14 protein-coding genes are annotated in these 19,512 nt (G+C 73.2%); 6 read left to right on the top strand and 8 right to left on the bottom strand.

Annotated elements, in window-relative coordinates:
• The first annotated feature begins 100 nt into the window (after window positions 1-100).
• From ABZ154_RS14110 to ABZ154_RS14090, 5 genes are all read left to right on the top strand, one after another.
• On the top strand, window positions 101-1,471 hold the full coding sequence (locus ABZ154_RS14110) for a hypothetical protein (RefSeq protein WP_356832277.1): 1,371 nt from the start codon (window positions 101-103) through the stop codon (window positions 1,469-1,471).
• Window positions 1,468-4,395, top strand: coding sequence for a tetratricopeptide repeat protein (locus ABZ154_RS14105; RefSeq protein ID WP_356832275.1), 2,928 nt, complete (start codon window positions 1,468-1,470; stop codon window positions 4,393-4,395). The genes ABZ154_RS14110 and ABZ154_RS14105 overlap by 4 nt, the downstream gene beginning before the upstream one ends.
• 2 nt (window positions 4,396-4,397) lie before the next feature.
• On the top strand, window positions 4,398-5,840 hold the full coding sequence (locus ABZ154_RS14100; RefSeq protein WP_356832273.1) for a protein phosphatase 2C domain-containing protein: 1,443 nt from the start codon (window positions 4,398-4,400) through the stop codon (window positions 5,838-5,840).
• 19 nt (window positions 5,841-5,859) lie between these two features.
• A complete protein-coding gene (locus ABZ154_RS14095; RefSeq protein ID WP_356832271.1) occupies window positions 5,860-7,239 on the top strand; it encodes a VWA domain-containing protein in 1,380 nt (459 codons plus the stop codon).
• An 82-nt stretch (window positions 7,240-7,321) separates the two neighbouring features.
• A complete protein-coding gene (locus tag ABZ154_RS14090; RefSeq protein ID WP_356832269.1) occupies window positions 7,322-8,809 on the top strand; it encodes an FHA domain-containing protein in 1,488 nt (495 codons plus the stop codon).
• Between the two features lie 29 nt (window positions 8,810-8,838).
• Here the strand turns inward: ABZ154_RS14090 and ABZ154_RS14085 are convergent, their stop codons facing one another.
• Window positions 8,839-9,837, bottom strand: coding sequence for a methyltransferase domain-containing protein (locus ABZ154_RS14085; RefSeq protein ID WP_356832267.1), 999 nt, complete (start codon window positions 9,835-9,837; stop codon window positions 8,839-8,841).
• Window positions 9,838-9,966: 129 nt separating this feature from the next.
• On the opposite strand from ABZ154_RS14085, the gene ABZ154_RS14080 reads away from it, so the two are divergent.
• On the top strand, window positions 9,967-10,371 hold the full coding sequence (locus tag ABZ154_RS14080) for a globin (RefSeq protein ID WP_356832265.1): 405 nt from the start codon (window positions 9,967-9,969) through the stop codon (window positions 10,369-10,371).
• Between the two features lie 30 nt (window positions 10,372-10,401).
• Here the strand turns inward: ABZ154_RS14080 and ABZ154_RS14075 are convergent, their stop codons facing one another.
• The 7 genes from ABZ154_RS14075 to ABZ154_RS14045 form a co-directional block, all read right to left on the bottom strand.
• Window positions 10,402-11,103, bottom strand: coding sequence for a hypothetical protein (locus ABZ154_RS14075; protein ID WP_356832263.1), 702 nt, complete (start codon window positions 11,101-11,103; stop codon window positions 10,402-10,404).
• Window positions 11,100-11,522 (bottom strand): thioesterase family protein, encoded by a 423-nt coding sequence (locus tag ABZ154_RS14070; RefSeq protein WP_356832261.1) that lies wholly within the window; start codon window positions 11,520-11,522, stop codon window positions 11,100-11,102. The genes ABZ154_RS14075 and ABZ154_RS14070 overlap by 4 nt, the downstream gene beginning before the upstream one ends.
• A gap of 5 nt (window positions 11,523-11,527) precedes the next feature.
• Window positions 11,528-13,192 (bottom strand): energy-dependent translational throttle protein EttA, encoded by a 1,665-nt coding sequence (gene ettA, locus ABZ154_RS14065; protein WP_356832259.1) that lies wholly within the window; start codon window positions 13,190-13,192, stop codon window positions 11,528-11,530.
• 126 nt (window positions 13,193-13,318) lie between these two features.
• Window positions 13,319-14,869, bottom strand: coding sequence for a Cys-Gln thioester bond-forming surface protein (locus ABZ154_RS14060; RefSeq protein WP_356832257.1), 1,551 nt, complete (start codon window positions 14,867-14,869; stop codon window positions 13,319-13,321).
• A gap of 207 nt (window positions 14,870-15,076) precedes the next feature.
• On the bottom strand, window positions 15,077-15,550 hold the full coding sequence (locus ABZ154_RS14055) for a single-stranded DNA-binding protein (RefSeq protein WP_356832255.1): 474 nt from the start codon (window positions 15,548-15,550) through the stop codon (window positions 15,077-15,079).
• Window positions 15,551-15,660: 110 nt separating this feature from the next.
• A complete protein-coding gene (locus ABZ154_RS14050; RefSeq protein ID WP_356832253.1) occupies window positions 15,661-17,616 on the bottom strand; it encodes a GTP-binding protein in 1,956 nt (651 codons plus the stop codon).
• Entirely contained in the window at window positions 17,613-19,256 is a 1,644-nt protein-coding gene (locus tag ABZ154_RS14045; protein ID WP_356832251.1) for a dynamin family protein, read from the bottom strand. Before ABZ154_RS14045 ends, ABZ154_RS14050 begins: the two co-directional genes overlap by 4 nt.
• Window positions 19,257-19,512: the final 256 nt, after the last annotated feature.

Genomic DNA, 19,512 nt, shown 5'->3' with positions numbered 1-19,512 from the left:
CGTACCTGAGGGGACGCGTGCCGGAGTGCACGCGTACCTACCGGAGCAACTGACCCCGTCCGGGCCCATCGGCCCGGCGGCGAGAGCGGAGAGGTGATCGATGGGCGTCGCGGGATCCTTCCCCAGCTTCGCGGGGAGGCCCCCCGGCCCGGTCATGGACCGGGAAGAGGCGGACCGTGCGCTGGCCCGGCTCGGCGCGGAGCACGAGGCCATCGAGACCTCGCTCCTCGCCCTGCAGGACCATGCGGGCCGCCGTCTCCTGGAGGGCGCCGAGCTGACCGGTCTCACCCGGGAGCGCTGGGCCACGACCGAGCAGTCGATCACGCTGCTGTGGGGGTACTTCGACGCCTACGCGGGCGCGCTGGAGGAGGCCAGGGACATACGGGCCCGCCGCCGCTACCCGAGCCGGGAGGATCTGGCCGCCCTGACCGAGCTGCTGCGCGGCGACGCGGTCACCGTGGCCAACCCGGGCGCGGTGCCGCCCTCCCCGGCGACGGGCCCGGCCCGGCTCTCGGAGCGGTTCTCGCTCCAGGAGCTGGTCGCCCGGATGAACGAGCTGTACGCCAGGTCGCTGGACATGGTCGTCGCCTCGGACTCCGTCTGGTCGGCGCTGCCCGCCCGGATCGACCTGCTCGCCGCCGAGCTGCACCGCACCCGTTCGCTGGCCCACTCGGTCGGCGTGCGGCCCGGTGAGCACCCGGCCGGGGACGACCTGGAGGAGATCACCGAGGAGCTCACCACGCTGCGCGTACAGGTGATCTCCGATCCGCTGGCGTTCTGGCTGCCGGGCCCCGGCAGCGCCGCGCCCGGCGGGGGACGCCCGGACACCTCCCGCTACGACCGGGCGGCCCGCGCCCTGGAGGACGTGCGGCGGGAGATCGAGGCGGTGCTCGCGGTGCGGCAGGACGCCGAGGCGCGGCTGATGCGGCTGCGGGACGTGCTCTCGCGGGCCGACCGCACGCTGACCGAGGCGCGGGCGGCGCGCGGCGAGGTGCTGGCCAAGATCGCCGCATCCGAGGTACCCGCCGTCAGCGGACCGGCGACCGCCCTCCAGGAGCGGCTGGACATCGCCGCCGAGTACCGCAGACGCGCCCAGTGGAACCGGCTCTCCCCGCTCCTGGAGTCCCTGGAGCGGGAGGCCGAGGAGGAGCTGCTGCGCGCCCGGGAGTCGCTGACCTCGGTGACTGCCCCGCTGGCGGTCCGCGCCGAGCTGCGCGGCCGGCTCGACGCGTACAAGGCGAAGGTGGCCCGGCACGGTCTGGCGGAGGACCCGCTGCTGATCGAGCGGTACGACGCGGCGCGCCGGATGCTGTGGAGCGCCCCGTGCGATCTGCGGGTCGCCGAGCAGAACGTGCTGCGCTACCAGCAGGCGGCCGCCGAGCTGCTGACACCGCGCCCGCCCGAGGGGTCCGACGGGCCCGAGGACCGGCGGGGCGGGGCCGGGCCGGGCGATCAGGGGGAGACACGATGAGTACGCAGTGCCAGCGCCCGGCGTGCGAGGGCGCCTACGAGGACATGGGCGGCGGTGAGCTGTACTGCGACACCTGCGGTCTGGCCCCGGTCGTCTCGCCGACGGGCATGGTCTCCTCACCGCCCACCGGGATCACGGGCGGCGCCAGGGCGAGCAGCCGGCCGAGCAACCGCAACAGCTCCTCGCAGCGCTCCGGCTCCCGTGCCTCCGCACGTTCCTCGTCGCGTTCGTCGACCTCCCGGCGCTCGGTGTCGGGGCGGCTCTCGCGCTCGCTCTCCGGCTCCTCCGCCTCCCGTTCGGTCTCGGTGCGCTCCTCGGGCTCGTCGGCCGCCTCCTCCGCCCGGGGCCGGCTCGGCGTCGGCCTGGTGCAGGTCCCGGACGTCCCCCGGCCCGACCCGCGCACGGCGGTGATGGAGAACCCGGAGGTGCCCGAGCGCAAGCGGTTCTGCTCCCGCTCGGACTGCGGGACCCCGGTGGGCCGTTCGCGCGGGGACCGGCCGGGCCGCACCGAGGGGTTCTGCACGAAGTGCGGCCACCCCTACTCCTTCGTGCCGAAGCTGACCGGCGGCGACATCGTGCACGGCCAGTACGAGGTCGTGGGCTGCCTGGCCCACGGCGGGCTCGGCTGGGTCTACCTCGCGGTGGACCGGGCCGTCTCGGACCGCTGGGTGGTCCTCAAAGGCCTGCTGGACACCGGCGACCAGGACGCGATGGCGGCGGCCATCTCCGAGCGCCGCTTCCTGGCCGAGATCGAGCACGCCAACATCGTGCGGATCTACAACTTCGTGGAGCACCTGGACCAGCGGACCGGTTCGCTCGACGGGTACATCGTCATGGAGTACGTCGGCGGCAAGGCGCTCAAGGAGATCGCCAACCAGCGCCGCACCCCGGCCGGGAAGCGCGACCCGCTCCCGGTCGAGCAGGCCTGCGCGTACGGGATCGAGGCGCTGGAGGCGCTCGGCCACCTGCACAGCCGCAACCTGCTCTACTGCGACTTCAAGGTCGACAACGCGATCCAGACCGAGGGCCAGCTCAAGCTGATCGACATGGGCGCGGTGCGCCGGATGGACGACGACGAGTCCGCCATCTACGGCACCGTCGGCTACCAGGCACCCGAGGTCGCCGAGGCCGGTCCGTCGGTCGCCTCCGACCTGTACACGGTGGCGCGGACGCTGGCGGTCCTCACGTTCGACTTCCAGGGGTACACGAACGTCTTCGTGGACTCGCTGCCGGACCCGGACAACATCGAGGTGTTCCGCACCTACGAGTCCTTCTACCGGCTGCTGGTCCGGGCGACCGACCCGGACCCGGGCCGGCGGTTCGCCTCCGCCTCCGAGATGGCCGAGCAGCTGACCGGGGTGCTGCGCGAGGTCGTGGCGCTCCAGACGGGGCGGCCGAGACCGGCGCTGTCCACGCTGTTCGGTACGGAACCGCGGGTGACCGACACGGAGTTGTTCGCCGAGCAGGTGGACGATGTGTCGCGGCTGGGCACCCGGTCGACGGCCTCGGGGCGCGGTGGCCGCTTCGGGCGCCGCAAGGGCGGTACGGGTCCGCTGCCGGGCATTCCGGCGCAGGGCGGTGACCGCGCGGGCCGGGGCGGTGCGATGCCGGTGGCTCCGGGAGCCGTGACGTCGGCGGTGGCGGGCGCGCTGCCGGTGGGTGCGCAGCCCGCCGGCCCGGGCGGCGTGGCCGCGTGGCCCGCCGCTGGGGCGGCTCCGCTGACGGCGGCGGCGACCCATGTGCGGGGCGGCCCGCAGGGCGGTACGGGCACCGGTTCGTACGCCGGTCCGCAGGGCGGCGTCCCGGCGGCGTACGCGCCTCGGGCACCTGCCCCCGCACCGGCGCACACCCCCACCCACCCCCGCCCGTACGCCCCCGTGCCGGCGCCGCGGGAGGCCTCGCCCGCCGCCGCGCAGCCCGGCCCGGCCGGCCCGTACGGCCCCTTCGGGGTGACGGCCGGGGGTGTCCGGCTCGCCCTGTTCGACGCCCGGGCCACCTCCCTGGCGCTGCCGGTCCCCCGGGTCGACGCGACCGACCCGAACGCCGGTTTCCTGGCCGGACTGATGGCCTCCGCCCCCGCTGAGCTGATCGCGGCCCTGCAGGCGGTGCCCGCCGCCTCGCTGGAGACCCGGCTGCGGGAGCTGCGGGCCCGGCTGGAGATGCGCGATGCGGACTCCGCGCTCGCCGCGCTGACCGCCCTGGAGGCCCGGCACCCGGACGACTGGCGGGTCGTCTGGTACCGGGGCATCACCTCGCTGGTGACCGGTGACCACGAGGTCGCGGCGCTCTCCTTCGACGCGGTGTACGACGCGTTCCCCGGGGAGCCCGCGCCCAAGCTGGCGCTGGGGATCTGCGCGGAGGTGCTGGGCCAGCTGGACAACGCCGCCGAGTACTACCGCCTGGTGTGGGCGACCGATCCGAGCTTCGTGAGCGCCGCGTTCGGTCTGGCCCGGGTGCAGATCGCCGCCGGGGAGCGGGCGGAGGCGGCGCGCACCCTGGAGTCCGTACCGGAGGCGTCGATCCACTACACCGCGGCCCGGGTCGCCGCCGTCCGCGCCCGGCTCCGTGAGCGGGACCCCGCCGAGCCCCTGCTGACCGACCTGACGGCCGCCGCCGTCCAGGTGGCGGCGCTGACCGGGTTCGGCCTTGACCCGATGCGGCGCGAGCAGTTGACGACCGAGGTACTGGGCAAGGCGCTGGACTGGGTACTCTCCGGTGGTCCCGGCGCCCCGCCGCCGGGCGGATCGGCAGTCGCCGGAGCTTCGGGCTCCCGGAAGCTCCTCGACGCCGAACTGGACGAGAAGGGGCTGCGGTTGGGCCTGGAACGCTCGTACCGCATGCTCGCCCGGCTCGCACAGCGGGGCGACGAGAGGATCGAACTGGTGGAGCGGGCCAACCGTTTCCGCCCCCGGACGTGGGTGTGAAGATGTCAGAGAGCCACCAGCAGCCCGCCTTGGCGAGGTGCCCCGGCTGCGAGGAGCCGCCGGCGTCCGGCGACCTGTTCTGCGGTGCGTGCGGCTACGACCTCTCGGCCGTGCCGGCCCGCCCCGACGACCGGCCGACGATGGCCATCACCGTGCCCCCGGCGGCCCCGCCCGCACCTGCCGTACCGCCGGTGCCACCGCCCGCGCCCGACGCACCCGCGCCGCCCGTGGCGGCCGTGCAGTGGCCCGCGGCCTCCGAGACGGACAGCTCCGACGTGCCTGTACCCGTGCACCGGGCGACGGACCTCCCCGGCACGGACCCGGGCGGCGAGCCGCTGCCGGCGTCGCCTCCGGTGCGCCACGACGACCGGGCGGTGAAGGGAGGCCCCGCCGCTGCCGAGCCCGCTGCCGTACCCGTCGAATCCGTCGAACCCTCGGACCACTCGGGCGACTTCGCGCTCCCCGCCCCCGACCCCCGTACGGCGGAGCCCGCCCCGGCACCCGCCGCCGGGACGAAGGTCTGTGTGGCCTGCCGTTCCGGCCGGGTCGACCCCGACGGGTACTGCGAGAACTGCGGGCACGCCCAGCCCCGCGAGCGCGACCACATGGAGCAGGAGCTCGGCTCGGTGGCCGCCGTCAGCGACCGGGGCCTGCGCCACCACCGTAACGAGGACTCCTTCGCCATCTCCTCGACCGCGCTGCCGGACGGTTCGCCCGCCGTCGTCGCGATCGTCTGCGACGGCGTCTCCTCGGCGAGCCGGCCCGACGAGGCGTCGGCCGCCGCGGCGGTCGCCGCCAACGAGGCGCTGCTGGAGTCCCTGCCACGCGGTACGCACCCGCAGCAGGCGATGCACGAGGCGATCGTCGCCGCGTCCGAGGCGGTCAACGCGCTGGCCCAGGACCCGCCCGGGTCGGCCGAGCACGAGGCGCACCGCCATCAGAACGCCCCGGCCTGCACCCTGGTCGGAGCGGTCATGGCGGGCGGTCTGCTGGTCGTCGGCTGGGTCGGCGACAGCCGGGTCTACTGGGTGCCGGACGACCGGACGGGCCCGCCCGCCCGGCTCACCGAGGACGACTCCTGGGCCGCGCAGATGGTGGCGGCGGGCCTGATGAACGAAGCCGAGGCGTACGCGGACGAGCGCGCCCACGCCATCACCGGCTGGCTCGGCGCCGACTCCTACGAACTGGAGCCGCACACCGCCTCCTTCAAGCCGGACCGCCCCGGCCTCGTCGTGGTCTGCACGGACGGCCTGTGGAACTACGCGGAATCCGCCGAGGAGATGGCCGCGGCCGTGCCCCCGGAGGCCCACCGGCGACCGCTGCACGGCGCACAGGTGCTCGTCGGCCACGCACTCGACGGCGGGGGCCACGACAACGTAACAGTGGCTCTGCTGCCGTTCGCCGTGGAGCCGCAAGGGGCAGGATCGGCCTGCATCACCGTTTGAGTCTCAGGGAGCAGACCGGATGGCCAACTTCTCGAAGTCGAACGTGCCGCAGTTCTCCGTCGAGGTGTACCAGAACGCGTTCCTGCCCGAGGGCGGCCGCGAGGTCAACGCGATCGTCACCGTCACCTCGACCGGCGGCGGCACCACCGGCGGCATCCCGCTGCCCGGTGCGGCGGCCTCGCCCGGACACGTGCCCGGGTACGGGCCTGGGCCGGGGCGGGGGGCGAGCGCCGCGGTGGTGCTGATGGTCGACTGTTCCGGTTCGATGGACTATCCGCCCACGAAGATGCGCAACGCGCGCGACGCGACGGCGGCGGCCATCGACACCCTGCGCGAGGGCACACGGTTCTCGGTGGTCGCCGGTACGCATGTGGCCAAGGACGTCTATCCCGGCAACGGGCAGCTCGCGGTCGCCGACGCGCAGACCAAGGCCCAGGCCAAGGAGGCGCTGCGGAGGCTGAGCGCGGGCGGCGGGACCGCGATCGGCACCTGGCTGCGGCTGGCCGACCGGCTGCTGGGCGCCGCCGACGTGGACATACGGCACGGCATCCTGCTGACCGACGGCCGCAACGAGCACGAGGCGCCCGAAGATCTGCGGGCCGCGCTGGACTCCTGCGCGGGGCGGTTCACCTGTGACGCCCGGGGCGTCGGCACCGACTGGGAGGTGAAGGAGGTCACCTCCATCGCCTCCGCGCTGCTCGGCACCGCCGACATCGTCGCCGACCCTGCCGGTCTCGCCGCCGACTTCACGCAGATGATGGAGAACGCGATGGGCAAGGAGGTCGCGGACGTGGCGCTGCGGCTCTGGACGCCCGTCGGGGTGGAGATCCGGTTCGTGAAGCAGGTGGCGCCGACGGTCGAGGACCTGACCGGCCGGCGCACCGAGGCGGGCCCGCGCGCCGGGGACTACCCGACCGGTTCCTGGGGCGACGAGTCCCGCGACTACCACGTCTGCGTCCTGGTCCCCGAGGCCGGGATCGGCCAGGAGATGCTGGCGGCCCGGGTCTCGCTGATGCTGCCCGACCCCTCGGGCGCGGACGCCCCGCAGGTCCTCTCCCAGGGGCTCGTACGGGCGGTGTGGACGGACGACATGGTCGCGTCGACCTCGATCAATCCGCAGGTCGCGCACTATACGGGCCAGGCGGAACTGGCACAGGTCATCCAGCAGGGGCTGGATGCCCGGAAATCGGGCGACTTCGACGGCGCTACGGCGAAACTGGGCCGTGCGGTGCAATTGGCATCGGCGTCCGGGAACCAGGACACTGCGAAACTGCTTTCGAAGGTGGTCGACGTCGTCGATGCGGCGACCGGTACTGTGCGACTGAAAGCGAAGGTCGCGGAAGCGGACGAGATGACCCTCGAAACGCGCTCGACAAAGACTGTTCGCGTCAAGAAGTAGCAGCACCGGTGGCCGAACGGTCACGACCGATCGACAGCATGACGGCCCCCGGGGCCGGACGAGGAGAGGGGGAAGCGCCGACATGCCGACCTGCCCGAACGGACACCAGTCGGGTTCCGAGGACTGGTGCGAGGTCTGCGGACACCGCATGACCGGAACGGGCGCCCCCGCCGGCGCCGTCCCCCCACCGCCTCCTCCGCCCCCCGCGCCCGGTTACGGCTACCCGCCGCCCGCCGCCGACGACGGCGGTCCGGCGACGATGCAGGCCGAGCTCTGCCCGCAGTGCCGCACGCCCCGCGAGGCGAACGCGCCGTACTGCGAGGAGTGCCGGTGGAACTTCCTCACCAACACGGCGACCTCGTACACACCGCTGGCCCCGCAGCCCGGTGCGCCCAGCGGCCCCCCGCCCGGTCTCAACCTGCCGCCCGGCTTCCTGGCCCAGCAGGGCCCCGGAGGACAGGGCGGACAGGGCGGACAGGGTGGTGGACAGAGCGGTCCTGGGGGCCAGGGTGGCCCTGCCGGTCCCGGTGGTCCCGGTGGTCCTGGTGGTCCTGGTGGTCCTGGTGGTCCTGGTGGTGCGCCGCGGCCCCAGCAGCATGACCCGTTCGAGTTCCAGGCTTCGCGGCCCTCACAGGTGAACCGTCCCGCCGAGCCGCTCGCTCCGGAGCAGACCGGTCACGGCGGTCACGGCGGCCAGACCGGTCACGGCGACCAAGGCGGTCACGGCGGCCAGGACGAGCGCGGTGGCCAGGGCGGCCCTCCGCCGAACGCGTTCCAGCAGGGCCCGCCGCCTCCGCCGGTCTTCCAGCAGGGGCCGCCGCCCTCGCACCAGCAGCAGTCGGCGCCCTCACCGTTCGAGCCGCAGCAGCCCTCGCCCTTCGCGCCGCCCCAGCAGCACCAGTCGGCGCCGCCGCAGCAGCCCCCGCACGGTGGCGGGGGCGACGACTGGGTCCTGTCGCCGCCTTCCCAGGCGCAGGCACAGCAGGCACAGCAGCCGCCCCAGGCGTTCCAGCAGCAGGCCCCCTACCAGGGCCAGAGCCAGCAGCAGGGCCAGGGCCAGGGCCAGGGCCAGGGCCAGGGCCAGCAGCAGGGTGGGCACCCCGAGCAGCATCAGGGGAATCAGGGGTACGGCCAGGTCCCCGGCCAGGGGCAGCCGCAGCAGGCCACGTCCTGGACCGCCGTCATCGCGCCGGACCGCGCGTACTTCCTGGCGATGATGCAGCGCAGCGGCCCCGAGGCGACCGGGCTGAACCTGCCCGCGTACTCCCCCGAGCAGCGACTGCCGCTCACCGGGAGCCAGGTCACCATCGGCCGCCGCCGGCACAGCACCGGGGAGTCCCCGGACATCGACCTGTCGGTGCCGCCGGAGGACCCGGGCGTCTCCCATCAGCACGCGGTGCTCGTGCAGCAGCCCGACGGCGGCTGGTCCGTGGTCGACCAGAAGTCCACGAACGGCACCACGCTCAACGGCGCCGATGAGCCGATCCAGCCGTACGTCCCCGTCCCCCTCCAGGACGGCGACCAGGTGCACGTCGGGGCCTGGACGACGATCACGATCCGCCGGGACTAGACGGGACCGGACGGGCGTCCTTGCGGTTCTCACCCCGCCAGGGACCAGGTGTACGGCCCCTCCGGGTCGTCCAGCCAGGCCCACTGCCGGCCCTGCGCCACCGTGACGCCGTACCTCTCCCGCTGCGGGTGCTCCTCGCGCTCCCAGAGGGAGAGGGCGTCGCGCGGGTCGAGGCTGCCCGCCGTCAGGGTCAGCAGGAACCGGAAGAGCTCGTTCCCTATCGCGCGCCGCGGCACACCACCGGGGCGCGCGACCGGTTCCGGAAGTGGTGAGGCTCCGCGTAGGGGCACGAAGTACGCCGGGGTGTGCAGGAAGTGCCCTTCGGCGCGTGGGCCGTGCGCCGTCGCGCGTACCTCCAGCGAGACGAGCCCGGTCGCGACCGGTGCCAGGATCCGCGCCCCTGGAGAGCACTGTTCCGGCCACGCGGACGGCACGAAGGGCAGCGTGCAGGTCGCGATGATCCTGTCGTACGGGGCTCGCTGCGGGCTACCCCGGGCCCCGTCGCCGGTGATGACCGTCGGGCGGTATCCGGCCGCGGCGAGATGGCTGCGGGCCGCGTCCGTGATCTCCGGGTCCAGATCGACGCTGGTCACCGCCGCGTCGCCGAGCCGGTGGGAGAGCAACGCCGCGTTGTAACCGGGGCCGGTGCCGATCTCCAGGACCGTGTGCCCGTCCCGCACGTCGAGGGCGTCGAGCATCAGGGCCATCAGTGAGGGCTGGCTGGAGGACGAGACGAGCTCGCCGTCGCGCATCCGGGTGGCCAGCGCCTGGTCCCCGTACACCCCGCGGATCCACCGCCGACGTCGTACGGGATCGGGGTCCTCGCCCCAGAGCCGCTCGTAACCCCGGCTGCCGTGCACGTAGTAGTACGGAACGAACAGGTGGCGCTCCACCTCCTCGAAGGCTTCACGCCAGGCGGGGTCGGTGAGTCCGCCCTGCGCGACGATGTCCCGCACCAGGGCCTGGCGCGCCTCGTCGGCCTCGGGGTCGGTCTCGGCCTCTGGTGGGACTTCCCGGTGTGCGCCCATGCCTCCACTGTCCTGCGGCGGGACGGCGGGGGCGACTGCGGGCGACCTCGGGCGAGTGGGCGGCAGGCGGTCCCGGCCATTGGTCCTAGGACCCCTGACCCCGGCCGGTGCGTCTGCGACCATGGACGGGTGACAGAGATTCCGCGCGACACGCTTCAGGAGCAGACCTTTTACGAGCAGGTCGGCGGCGAGGAGACCTTCCGGCGCCTGGTCCACCGCTTCTACGAGGGGGTCGCGGGCGACGAGCTGCTGCGGCCGATGTACCCGGAGCAGGACCTGGGCCCGGCCGAGGAGCGCTTCGCCCTCTTCCTGATGCAGTACTGGGGCGGCCCGCGCACCTACAGCGATCACCGCGGCCACCCGAGGCTGCGGATGCGGCACGCCCCGTTCCGGGTGGACCGGGCGGCCCATGACGCGTGGCTGGCCCATATGCGGGTGGCGCTGGACGAGCTGGGTCTCGCGCCCGAGCACGAGAAGCAGCTGTGGGACTACCTGACGTACGCGGCGGCCTCGATGGTCAACACCGCCGACTGACGGCTGGGGCGGGCAAGCGGCCCTACCGGCTCAGCGGTGCCCGACGGTCAGGTCCAGCGAGCCCAGCCCGCCGACCGGGTCGCGGCGCAGGGCGACCGACCCGAACGGGGTCCGCAGCCGCAGCCAGCCGCCCGAGGCGAAGAGCGAGACGGGGAAGCCGGGGTCGGCACGCAGGAAGCCGAGGGACTGGGCGGCGTGGACCGCGCGCAGCGGCAGTTCGGTGGCGCCGACCGGGCGGGCCCAGATCTCCCGGCCGATACGGTCACGTTCGGCGCGGGTGCGCAGCTCTTCGGGCAGCGCCTCGTCCCGCGTACGGAATTCGGCGACGGCCGCGTCGAGAGCAGCGCGCAGGACGTCCGGCCGGGGCAGACCGTCCTGTTCCCGCCAGGGTCCACGGGGCGGCAGGACGCCGGTCCAGGGCGGCCCGGTGACGGGGGCGGGCAGTGCACCGCCACGCTCCCCCGGCCCTTCCCCGTCCACGTCCAGGGACTCCAGCAGCTCACCGGCCGACACCGTGACGTCGAGCGTCCCGGGGCGGGCCAGGCGGGCCGTGCGGATCGCGAGGACCTCGAAGGAGGGCGGGCGGCCGAAGACGGCCAGTGCGTCGCCGCCGCCCGCCTGCAGCCGGACCGCTGCGGCCCGGTCGTAGTGGAGCAGCCGACCGAGGAAGGCGGCGAGATCCGCCGCCTCCCCCGGGTCGGCGAACAGCAGCGACTGCACAGGCACCGTCATGCCGCGGCGGGCTCCTCTGCCAGGTACTTCTGGAGGAAGAGCTTCTCCTCGGCGGAGATCCGCCGGGGCCGCTCAGCCTCCAGGTTGTACGGGACGACGACGGTCGAGGCCCGTACGTACACCTGCTCGGGGTCCTTGATCTCATAGGCGATCGTCAGCGAAGCGGCGCCTATCTTCGTGACCCACGACTCGACGGTGACGGGCTCGTGCCGGTGCACCAGCGGCCGTACGTAGTCGATCTCGTGCCGGGCCACGACGGACCCGCCCGAGAACGACGGCGAGCCGTCCCCCGGCGCCAGCCGGAACATGAAGTCGATGCGCGCCTCCTCCAGGTAGCGGAGGAAGACCACGTTGTTGACGTGGCCGAAGGCATCCATGTCCGACCAGCGCAGGGGGCAGCTGTAGATATGACGAGCCAAAACGATCAGCCTCGCGTGAGCTTCTTGTACGTGGCGCGGTGCGGGCGGGCCGCGTCGGCACCGAGACGCTCGACCTTGTTCTTCTCGTACGACTCGAAGTTGCCCTCGAACCAGTACCACTTGGAGTCACCCTCGTAGGCGAGGATGTGCGTGGCGACGCGGTCCAGGAACCAGCGGTCGTGGGAGATGACCACGGCCGCACCGGGGAACTCCAGCAGCGCGTTCTCGAGCGAGGACAGGGTCTCGACGTCGAGGTCGTTGGTGGGCTCGTCGAGGAGCAGCAGGTTGCCGCCCTCCTTGAGCGTGAGCGCCAGGTTGAGGCGGTTGCGCTCACCACCGGAGAGGACACCGGCCGGCTTCTGCTGGTCCGGGCCCTTGAAGCCGAACGCGGAGACGTAGGCGCGGGACGGCATCTCGACCTGGCCGACGTTGATGTAGTCCAGCTCGTCCGAGACGACGGCCCAGAGGGTCTTCTTCGGGTCGATGTTGGCGCGGGACTGGTCGACGTAGGAGATCTTGACCGTGTCGCCGACCTTGATGGCGCCGCTGTCAGGCGTCTCCAGGCCCTGGATCATCTTGAACAGCGTCGTCTTGCCGGCGCCGTTCGGGCCGATGATGCCGACGATGCCGTTACGCGGCAGCGTGAAGGACAGGTCGTCGATGAGGACCTTGTCGCCGAAGGCCTTCGAGAGGTTCTCGACCTCGACGACGATGGAACCGAGGCGCGGGCCCGGCGGAATCTGGATCTCCTCGAAGTCCAGCTTCCGCATCTTGTCGGCCTCGGCCGCCATCTCCTCGTACCGGGCGAGACGGGCCTTGGACTTGGTCTGGCGCCCCTTGGCGTTGGACCGCACCCACTCGAGCTCTTCCTTGAGCCGCTTCTGGCGCTTCTCGTCCTTGCGGCCCTCGACCTTGAGGCGGGTGGCCTTGCGCTCCAGGTACGTGGAGTAGTTGCCCTCGTAGGGGATCGCGCGGCCGCGGTCGAGCTCGAGGATCCACTCGGCGACGTTGTTCAGGAAGTACCGGTCGTGGGTGACGGCGACGACGGCACCCGGGTACTTCGAGAGGTGCTGCTCCAGCCAGTTCACCGACTCGGCGTCGAGGTGGTTGGTGGGCTCGTCGAGGAGGAGCAGGTCCGGGGCCTCGATGAGGAGCTTGCACAGCGCCACGCGGCGCTTCTCGCCACCGGAGAGGTTGGTGACCGGCCAGTCGCCGGGCGGGCAGCCCAGGGCGTCCATGGCCTGCTCCAGCTGGGCGTCCAGGTCCCAGGCGTTGGCGTGGTCCAGGTCCTCCTGGAGCTTGCCCATCTCGTCCATGAGCGCGTCGGAGTAGTCGGTCGCCATGAGCTCGGCGACCTCGTTGAAGCGCTTGAGCTTGCCCATGATCTCGGCGGCGCCGTCCTGGACGTTCTCCAGGACGGTCTTCGACTCGTCCAGCTTCGGCTCCTGCATGAGGATGCCGACGCTGAACCCCGGCGACAGGAACGCGTCACCGTTGGACGGCTGCTCCAGGCCCGCCATGATCTTCAGCACCGTGGACTTACCGGCGCCGTTGGGCCCCACGACACCGATCTTCGCACCGGGCAGGAAGTTCAAGGTGACGTCATCAAGGATCACCTTGTCGCCGTGCGCCTTGCGCGTCTTGCGCATGGTGTAGATGAACTCAGCCAAGAGAAACCGTCCGGCAGCAATAGAGGTGTGGGCAGATACACCCCATCTTGCCTGACGTCCATCCCCGGACGGAAACCCGTCCAGGGATCGGCCACCCGTCACGGCTCACGTACGCGCAACCCGGAACTACTCAGCGTGCTGCTGTGCTTCCTTCCGGCGCATGACGAGCAGGGCGCCGCCGCCGATGACGAGGAAGCCGACGGCGAGGGCGGCGATCATCGGCGTGGTGCTGGAGCCGCCGGTCGCGGCGAGGTCGCCCTCCAGGCCGGAGGTGGTGGTGCCGGTCGAGGCGGGCACGGACCGGCGGGCGCTCTGGGTGCCGACCCCGGTGTCGTCGGCGCCCTGCCGGTCCTTCTCGGCCGCGATGACGCTGCCGCTGGTGGCACAGTCCAGTACGCCGGTGAAGCTCTTCCGGAAGCCGCCGGGGCCGGTGATGGTGAAGTCGTACGCCTGGTCCTCGGCGACCGGGATCGTCACCGTCTCGGTGGCTCCGGCGGCCACGGTGTGCTCGGCGCCGCCCAGCTCGAAGGTGAAGGGCTCATCGCCCTGGTTGGCGGCCGTGATGTCCACGCCGCCCGCCACGCAGTTCTTCCGGGCGGTCAGGGCCGGGGCGGCGCCCGTCTCGGCCCAGGTGGCGGTGGCCCGTGCGGAGACCGTGGACTCGCTGGATCCGGCCAGGATCTGGGTCTGGGTGCGGGTGGTCCCGGCGAAGGCGCGGCCGACCGGTACGGAGGTGGTGGTCTGGACGGACAGCGAGGCGGAGCCGTCGGCGCTGGCCTTCGGCACGGCGAAGTAGAGGCGGGCGCCGTCGGCGGCGGAGGTGACGGGCACGCCCTCCTCGTCGGTCACCGTGATACCGCTCGCCGCCGCGTCCACCGGGGGCGACACGGAGACCTGGTCCGCGTCCGTACGGACGGTCACCGGGCCCAGCCACTCCCCCGCCCGGCCGGAGACCGCCGCGGGCTCCAGCGTCAGCGACGCCCGGGGTTCGGCGACGTTGCGCGCGCGCTTGTGCAGCCAGTCGGCGAGCTTCTCGGCCTGCTTGTCCGACGCGGTGACATCGGCGCCGTCCGAGTAGCGCCAGATGGCGACCTGGGTGCCCGCGGCGGCGGTCCGCTCGGTGAGCGGCCCGGTGCCCGCCGCCTCGGCCAGCGCGGCGAGGTCGTCGACCTGGGGGTAGGAGTGCTGGAGGATCCACCGGATCTTCCCCGCGTTCCCGTTGGCGCCGAGGGAGGTCTCGGCCCAGGGGGTCTCCAGGTACTTCGCCTGGTCCTGGGTGGGGTTGTGGAGGTCGATGCAGTACGTCTTGAGCTTGCCGCCGCCGTCCACGGTCATCTCGAAGAGGCCGGCGGGCAGCTCCTGCGTACGGGCGGGCGCGCCGTTCTCACCCGGCATGCGGAGCACGGCGCTGTCGAAGGTCTTCAGCCCGTCGAGCACCGCGGCCGCGCCGCCGTGGTGCCGGCCCGGGTCGTCGGCAGCCGCGGTGCCCGTCCCGGCGAGGGTCGCCGCCGTGACGAGACCGGAGAGCAGCAGCGCGGTCACCGGCCGGAGGAAGGCGCGGCCGCGCCCCCTCCGCCCGGTCTCCCCGGCGTGCCCCGCTCTGCCGGTTTCCCCGCTGCGCGCTGTTCCGCCGCGGACGGCGTGCACCGCCTTCGCGTCGGATTGCGAAGCGGACACTGAAGACGCAGAAAACACAGAATTCCCCTCCGGGCGAGACCCTCGCGCGTGGTGCGCGTGTGGGGAATGCCCCGCCAGCAGACTCAAGTGACCCATGAGCTCTGGGAATCCTAAGGACCGGGCGAACCGCAGTCCCCCGTACTGCCCCCGGCCAACCATTCCGAATCGGAATCGTTATCGCCGGGGCTGCCCCCCCGACCAGCCCTTTCAGGACACAGCGACCCTTTCGGCAGTTCCTTCCCGCAGAGCTTGTGACGCGGCGGAATCACCTTCCGACTCTCCGTCAGCCCTGCTGCGCCCGGATGCCGTCAGCGCCGGTTCGGTCCGGACGGCCCGGCGGAAGGCGGCGGTCCCCCGACTCAGATCGTGGCCGACCGCGACCGCCTCGACGTCGACGAACGTCCGCCGTCCACCTTCCCGTTCCTCCTCGCGGACCTTCAAGCGGCCGTGCACCAGCAGCGGTTCACCGATCGCGACCGAACCGGCCAGGTTCGCGGCGAGCGTCCGCCAGGCCCACACCGTGTAGAAGCTGGTGGGCCCGTCCGTCCACAGTTGCGTCTCGCGGTCCCGGCGCCTCGGTGTCACGGCGAAGCGAAATCGCGCCATTCCCCCCGTGGCCGTCTCGCGAAAGTCCACCGCCGTGGCGGCGTTTCCCACCAGCGTCACCATCGTCTCGTTCATTTCCCGCCCCGTTTCCGTCGTACCGCTCGTTCCGTCGCTCCGTCGTTCCGTCCACCGGTGCAACAACCTCATGGTGGACGCCGGAAGCGAATGGCGCCGGAGCCTGTGGACTACTGGCCGGTTGTGGAAAACTCCGTCACCGCCGCGTACCGCTCGCGCACCTCCCGGTACCGCACCAGCTCCGCCGAGACCGGGTCCAGGACCCTCGCCCGGCCGCACCCGGCCGCCGCCTCGCGCAGCCGGCGTTCGGCGTCCTGCCCGTAGCGCCGCGCGGGGCCCCGGATCGCCGCCGCGCAGGACCACTCCACCAGCGGCCCGCCGACGACGCCGGCCAGCATGATCAGGGCGGGCGTGACGAGCCCCGGCTCCAGGACCCCGACGATCTGGCCGAGCAGCCACAGACCGCCGAAGACCTGAAGCAGCGTCATGGACACCTGGGCGAGCACCGCGGCGGGCCACCACTTCGGCCGGGGCGGTCTGGCCGGCCGCCCGCCGAGCGCCACGCCCGTGGCCGGCCCCCGGCCCGCCGCCGTGCCGAACCGCTCGGAGCCACCCGACCCCTTGGAGGCACCGCCCCCCGCTGCCAGCTCGTCCAGCGCCTCCGGCAACCCCTTCGCCCCGTTGAAGGCCGCCTCGCGCACCGCCTGCGCCCAGGGGGCGGGCAGCCCGGCGGCGGCGTCGTCCGCGACGATCCGGACCGCCTGCTCGACCCGCTGCCGGGCGGTCGGCTCCTCCTCCGGCGGGGCGAGCGCCTGGCCCATCCGGTCCAGGCTGCCCGGCAGCCCCCGGGACTCGTACCAGCGCCACAGCCGCAGCCACGGCGTCCCGCAGGCCCGCCCCGCGTTCCTGCGCCACTCCCGCTCGGCGGCCTGCCCGGCGGCGGCCGCACCGACCGCCTCGGCCAGCCGGTCGGTGAACTCCTCCCGGGCCCGCTCCCCGAGACCGGGCCGCCCCTCCGCCACGTACACGGGACGCAGCCGCGCCGCCGCCGCGTCCACGTCGGCGGAGAGCCGGCGGGTGGCGGCCGTGCGGTCCTGGACGAACCGGCCGACCATCTCCCGCAGTTCGGGCACCCCGTCGCCGGTCAGCGCGGAGAGGGACATGACGGTGGCGCCGGGTTCGCCGTGCTCGCCCAGCGCCATGCCGTCCTCGTCGAGGAGCCTGCGCAGGTCGTCCAGGACGAGGTCGGCGGCCTCGCCGGGCAGCCGGTCGATCTGGTTGAGGACGACGAAGGTGATCTCCGCGTGTCCGGCGAGCGGGCGCAGGTAGCGCTCGTGCAGGGCGGCGTCGGCGTACTTCTCCGGGTCGACGACCCAGATCACCGCGTCGACCAGCGCCAGCACCCGGTCCACCTGGTCCCGGTGGGCCGTCGCGGCGGAGTCGTGGTCGGGCAGGTCGATCAGGACGAGCCCTTGGAGCGCCTCGTCGAAGGCGGCGGGCCCGGGGTGGGGCCTGCGGCGGAGCCGGCCGGGGATGGCCAGGCGGTCGAGCAGGCCGGCGGCCCCGTCGGTCCAGCTGCACGCGATGGGCTGGGAGGTGGTGGGGCGGCGCAGCCCGGTGTCGGAGATCTGGGCGCCGGCGAGGGCGTTGAACAGGGTCGACTTGCCGCTCCCGGTGGCCCCCGCGACGGCGACGACCGTGTGCCGCGAGGAGAGCCGCTGCCGGGCGGCCGCCTCGTCCAGTACGCGCCCGGCCTCGGTGAGAGTGTCCCGGTCGAGCCGGGCGCGGGAGAGGCCGACGAGTTCGCGCAGGGCGTCGAGGCGGGCGGGGAGAGGGCCGCCGGAGGACCCGTACGCCTCGACCTGCGGCCGTACGTCGTCGTCCTCGGAAGCGGAGTCGGCGGACCCTTCGGAATCGGCGGAGCGATCGCCGGTACGGGTATCACCAGTTCCGGAACCGCCGGTGCCGAAGTCGCCGCTTTGGGCATCGACCGCCGCGGCACGCCGCGCGATGAGCCCGTCGTCCCAGCACCCGACGTCCTTGCCCGGACCCTCTGGAGCCTCCTCCTTCCGCTCGCCCGTCCCCGCCGTGCCGTTGCCCTGGTCCTCATCCGTGACGGCAGTCATCGCTGCCACCTCTCCTTCTGCAGTACGGAAAGCGCGGCGATCAGCGCGGCCTGCGGCTCGGGGGCGACGTCGAGCGCGTCGAGCGGAGCGAGCCTGCGGTCGCGTTCGCCGCCGAGCACCTGGTCCAGATAGGCCGTCAGCAGTTCGCCGCCCTTGTCGCGGAGGCGCAGCGCGCCCTGGGCCCCGATGCGTTCGGCGAGCTGCTCCCCCGCCGTACGGGCCCGCCGCCCGCCCAGCAGAGCAGCCGCGAGCAGGGCGGCGACGGTCTCGGGGTCGGGCGCCACGCTGCGTTCGAGCTGGCTCACCTCTTCCTCGGCGAGCTCCTCGATGACCCGCCGCCACCGCCGTACGGCCACGGCGATCCGGCCGTCGATGTCCTCGGCGGGCCCCCATCCCCCGGCTTCCCGCCCAGCGCCCTCGAACCGGAACACTCCGGCGGCCGGCTCGCGGCTCCACTCCGTGCGGATCTGTTCGTCGGCGGCGGAGACGGCGCACTCGAGGAGGGCGGTCAGGCTGTCCACCAGGGCTTCGAGGAGTTCGCCGGGAGCGCTGTAGAGGGGGTAGCCGCGCCACCGGGTCCGCGCGTCCCCCGAGAGGACCGCCCCGCTCTGGAGCCTGCGCCGGATCCGGGCGGCCTCCTTGCCGTACGCCTCCTCGACCACGCCGGTGAGCCGTACGGACGCCGCGTACTGCGCGGCGACTGCCGACGCGAGCTCGGGCATCCGTACATTGAGCGATTCGATGAGCCCGGAGGCCGTGCGCCCCACCGCCTGCTGCCGGGCGGCGGGGTCCTGGACCCGGTGGGTGAGCCAGGCGCGCAGCGGGGCGACGGCGGTGGTGGGGAGCAGCCCGCTGCCGCCGCCCGCGGACTCGGGGAGCTCGGGGATGGTGAACCGGGGCACGTCCCCGAGACCGGCGCGGGTCAGGAGCGCCGCGTACTGCCGGGAGACCTCGGCGATCACCTGGTGGGGGACCCGGTCGAGGACGGTGACGAGGGCGGCGTCGTACTCCTTCGCCGTACGCAGCAGATGCCAGGGGACCGCGTCGGCGTACCGGGACGCCGTGGTGACCATCACCCAGACGTCGGCGGCGCAGATGAGTTCGGCGGCCAGGACCCGGTTGCGTACGACGAGGGAGTCGATGTCAGGGGCGTCGAGGATCGCGAGCCCGCGGGGCAGGCTGACGGCGGTCTCCACCCGCAGAATGTTCGCGTCGTCGTCCGCGCCCGCCCCGAGGTCGTCGAGCCCGTCGGGGTCCCGGGCCTGACCCGGCGGCAGCCAGATGCGGGTGAGCTGCGGCAGCACCCGTACGCCGGCGAACCAGTGGTGGTCGTCGGGGTGACACACCAGCACCGGTGTGCGCGTGGTGGGCCGCAGTACCCCGGCCTCGCTGACCCGGCACCCCACGAGCGAGTTGACCAGCGTGGACTTCCCGGCCCCGGTGGATCCGCCGATCACGGCGAGCAGTGGGGCCTCGGGGTCCTTGAGCCGGGGCAGGAGGTAGTCGTCGAGCTGTGCGAGGAGTTCGACCCTCGTCTGCCGGGCGCGTTCGGCCCCCGGCAGCGGGAGTGGAAGGCGCACGGCGGCGACACGGTCGCGCAGGGCGGAAAGTGCGTCGATGAGCTGAGGCCGTACGTCCATGGTCACCACATGCGAAGAATGCCCAATTTTGGCGCCTTTTTGAAGCGTATAGGCCCCTCTGCGCGGCGGTTCCACCCTCTGGACAGGGCCCGGGCGGAGTCGGGACACAGTCCGGACAAGAGGGACGAGTGGGGCGCAGGCATAACGAGTGCACAACACCCGGGCCGCGCAGCGCGAAAAGCGGTGCAGGTTCCGCACTCACCTGCGATTATCGGTTCGCTTCACCGAACCTCCACATCGTGCCACGCAGGTGAAG

Source organism: Streptomyces sp. NPDC006261 (genome assembly GCF_040613515.1).
GTDB lineage: Bacteria > Actinomycetota > Actinomycetes > Streptomycetales > Streptomycetaceae > Streptomyces.
This window is presented reverse-complemented; position numbering and strand designations above follow the sequence as displayed.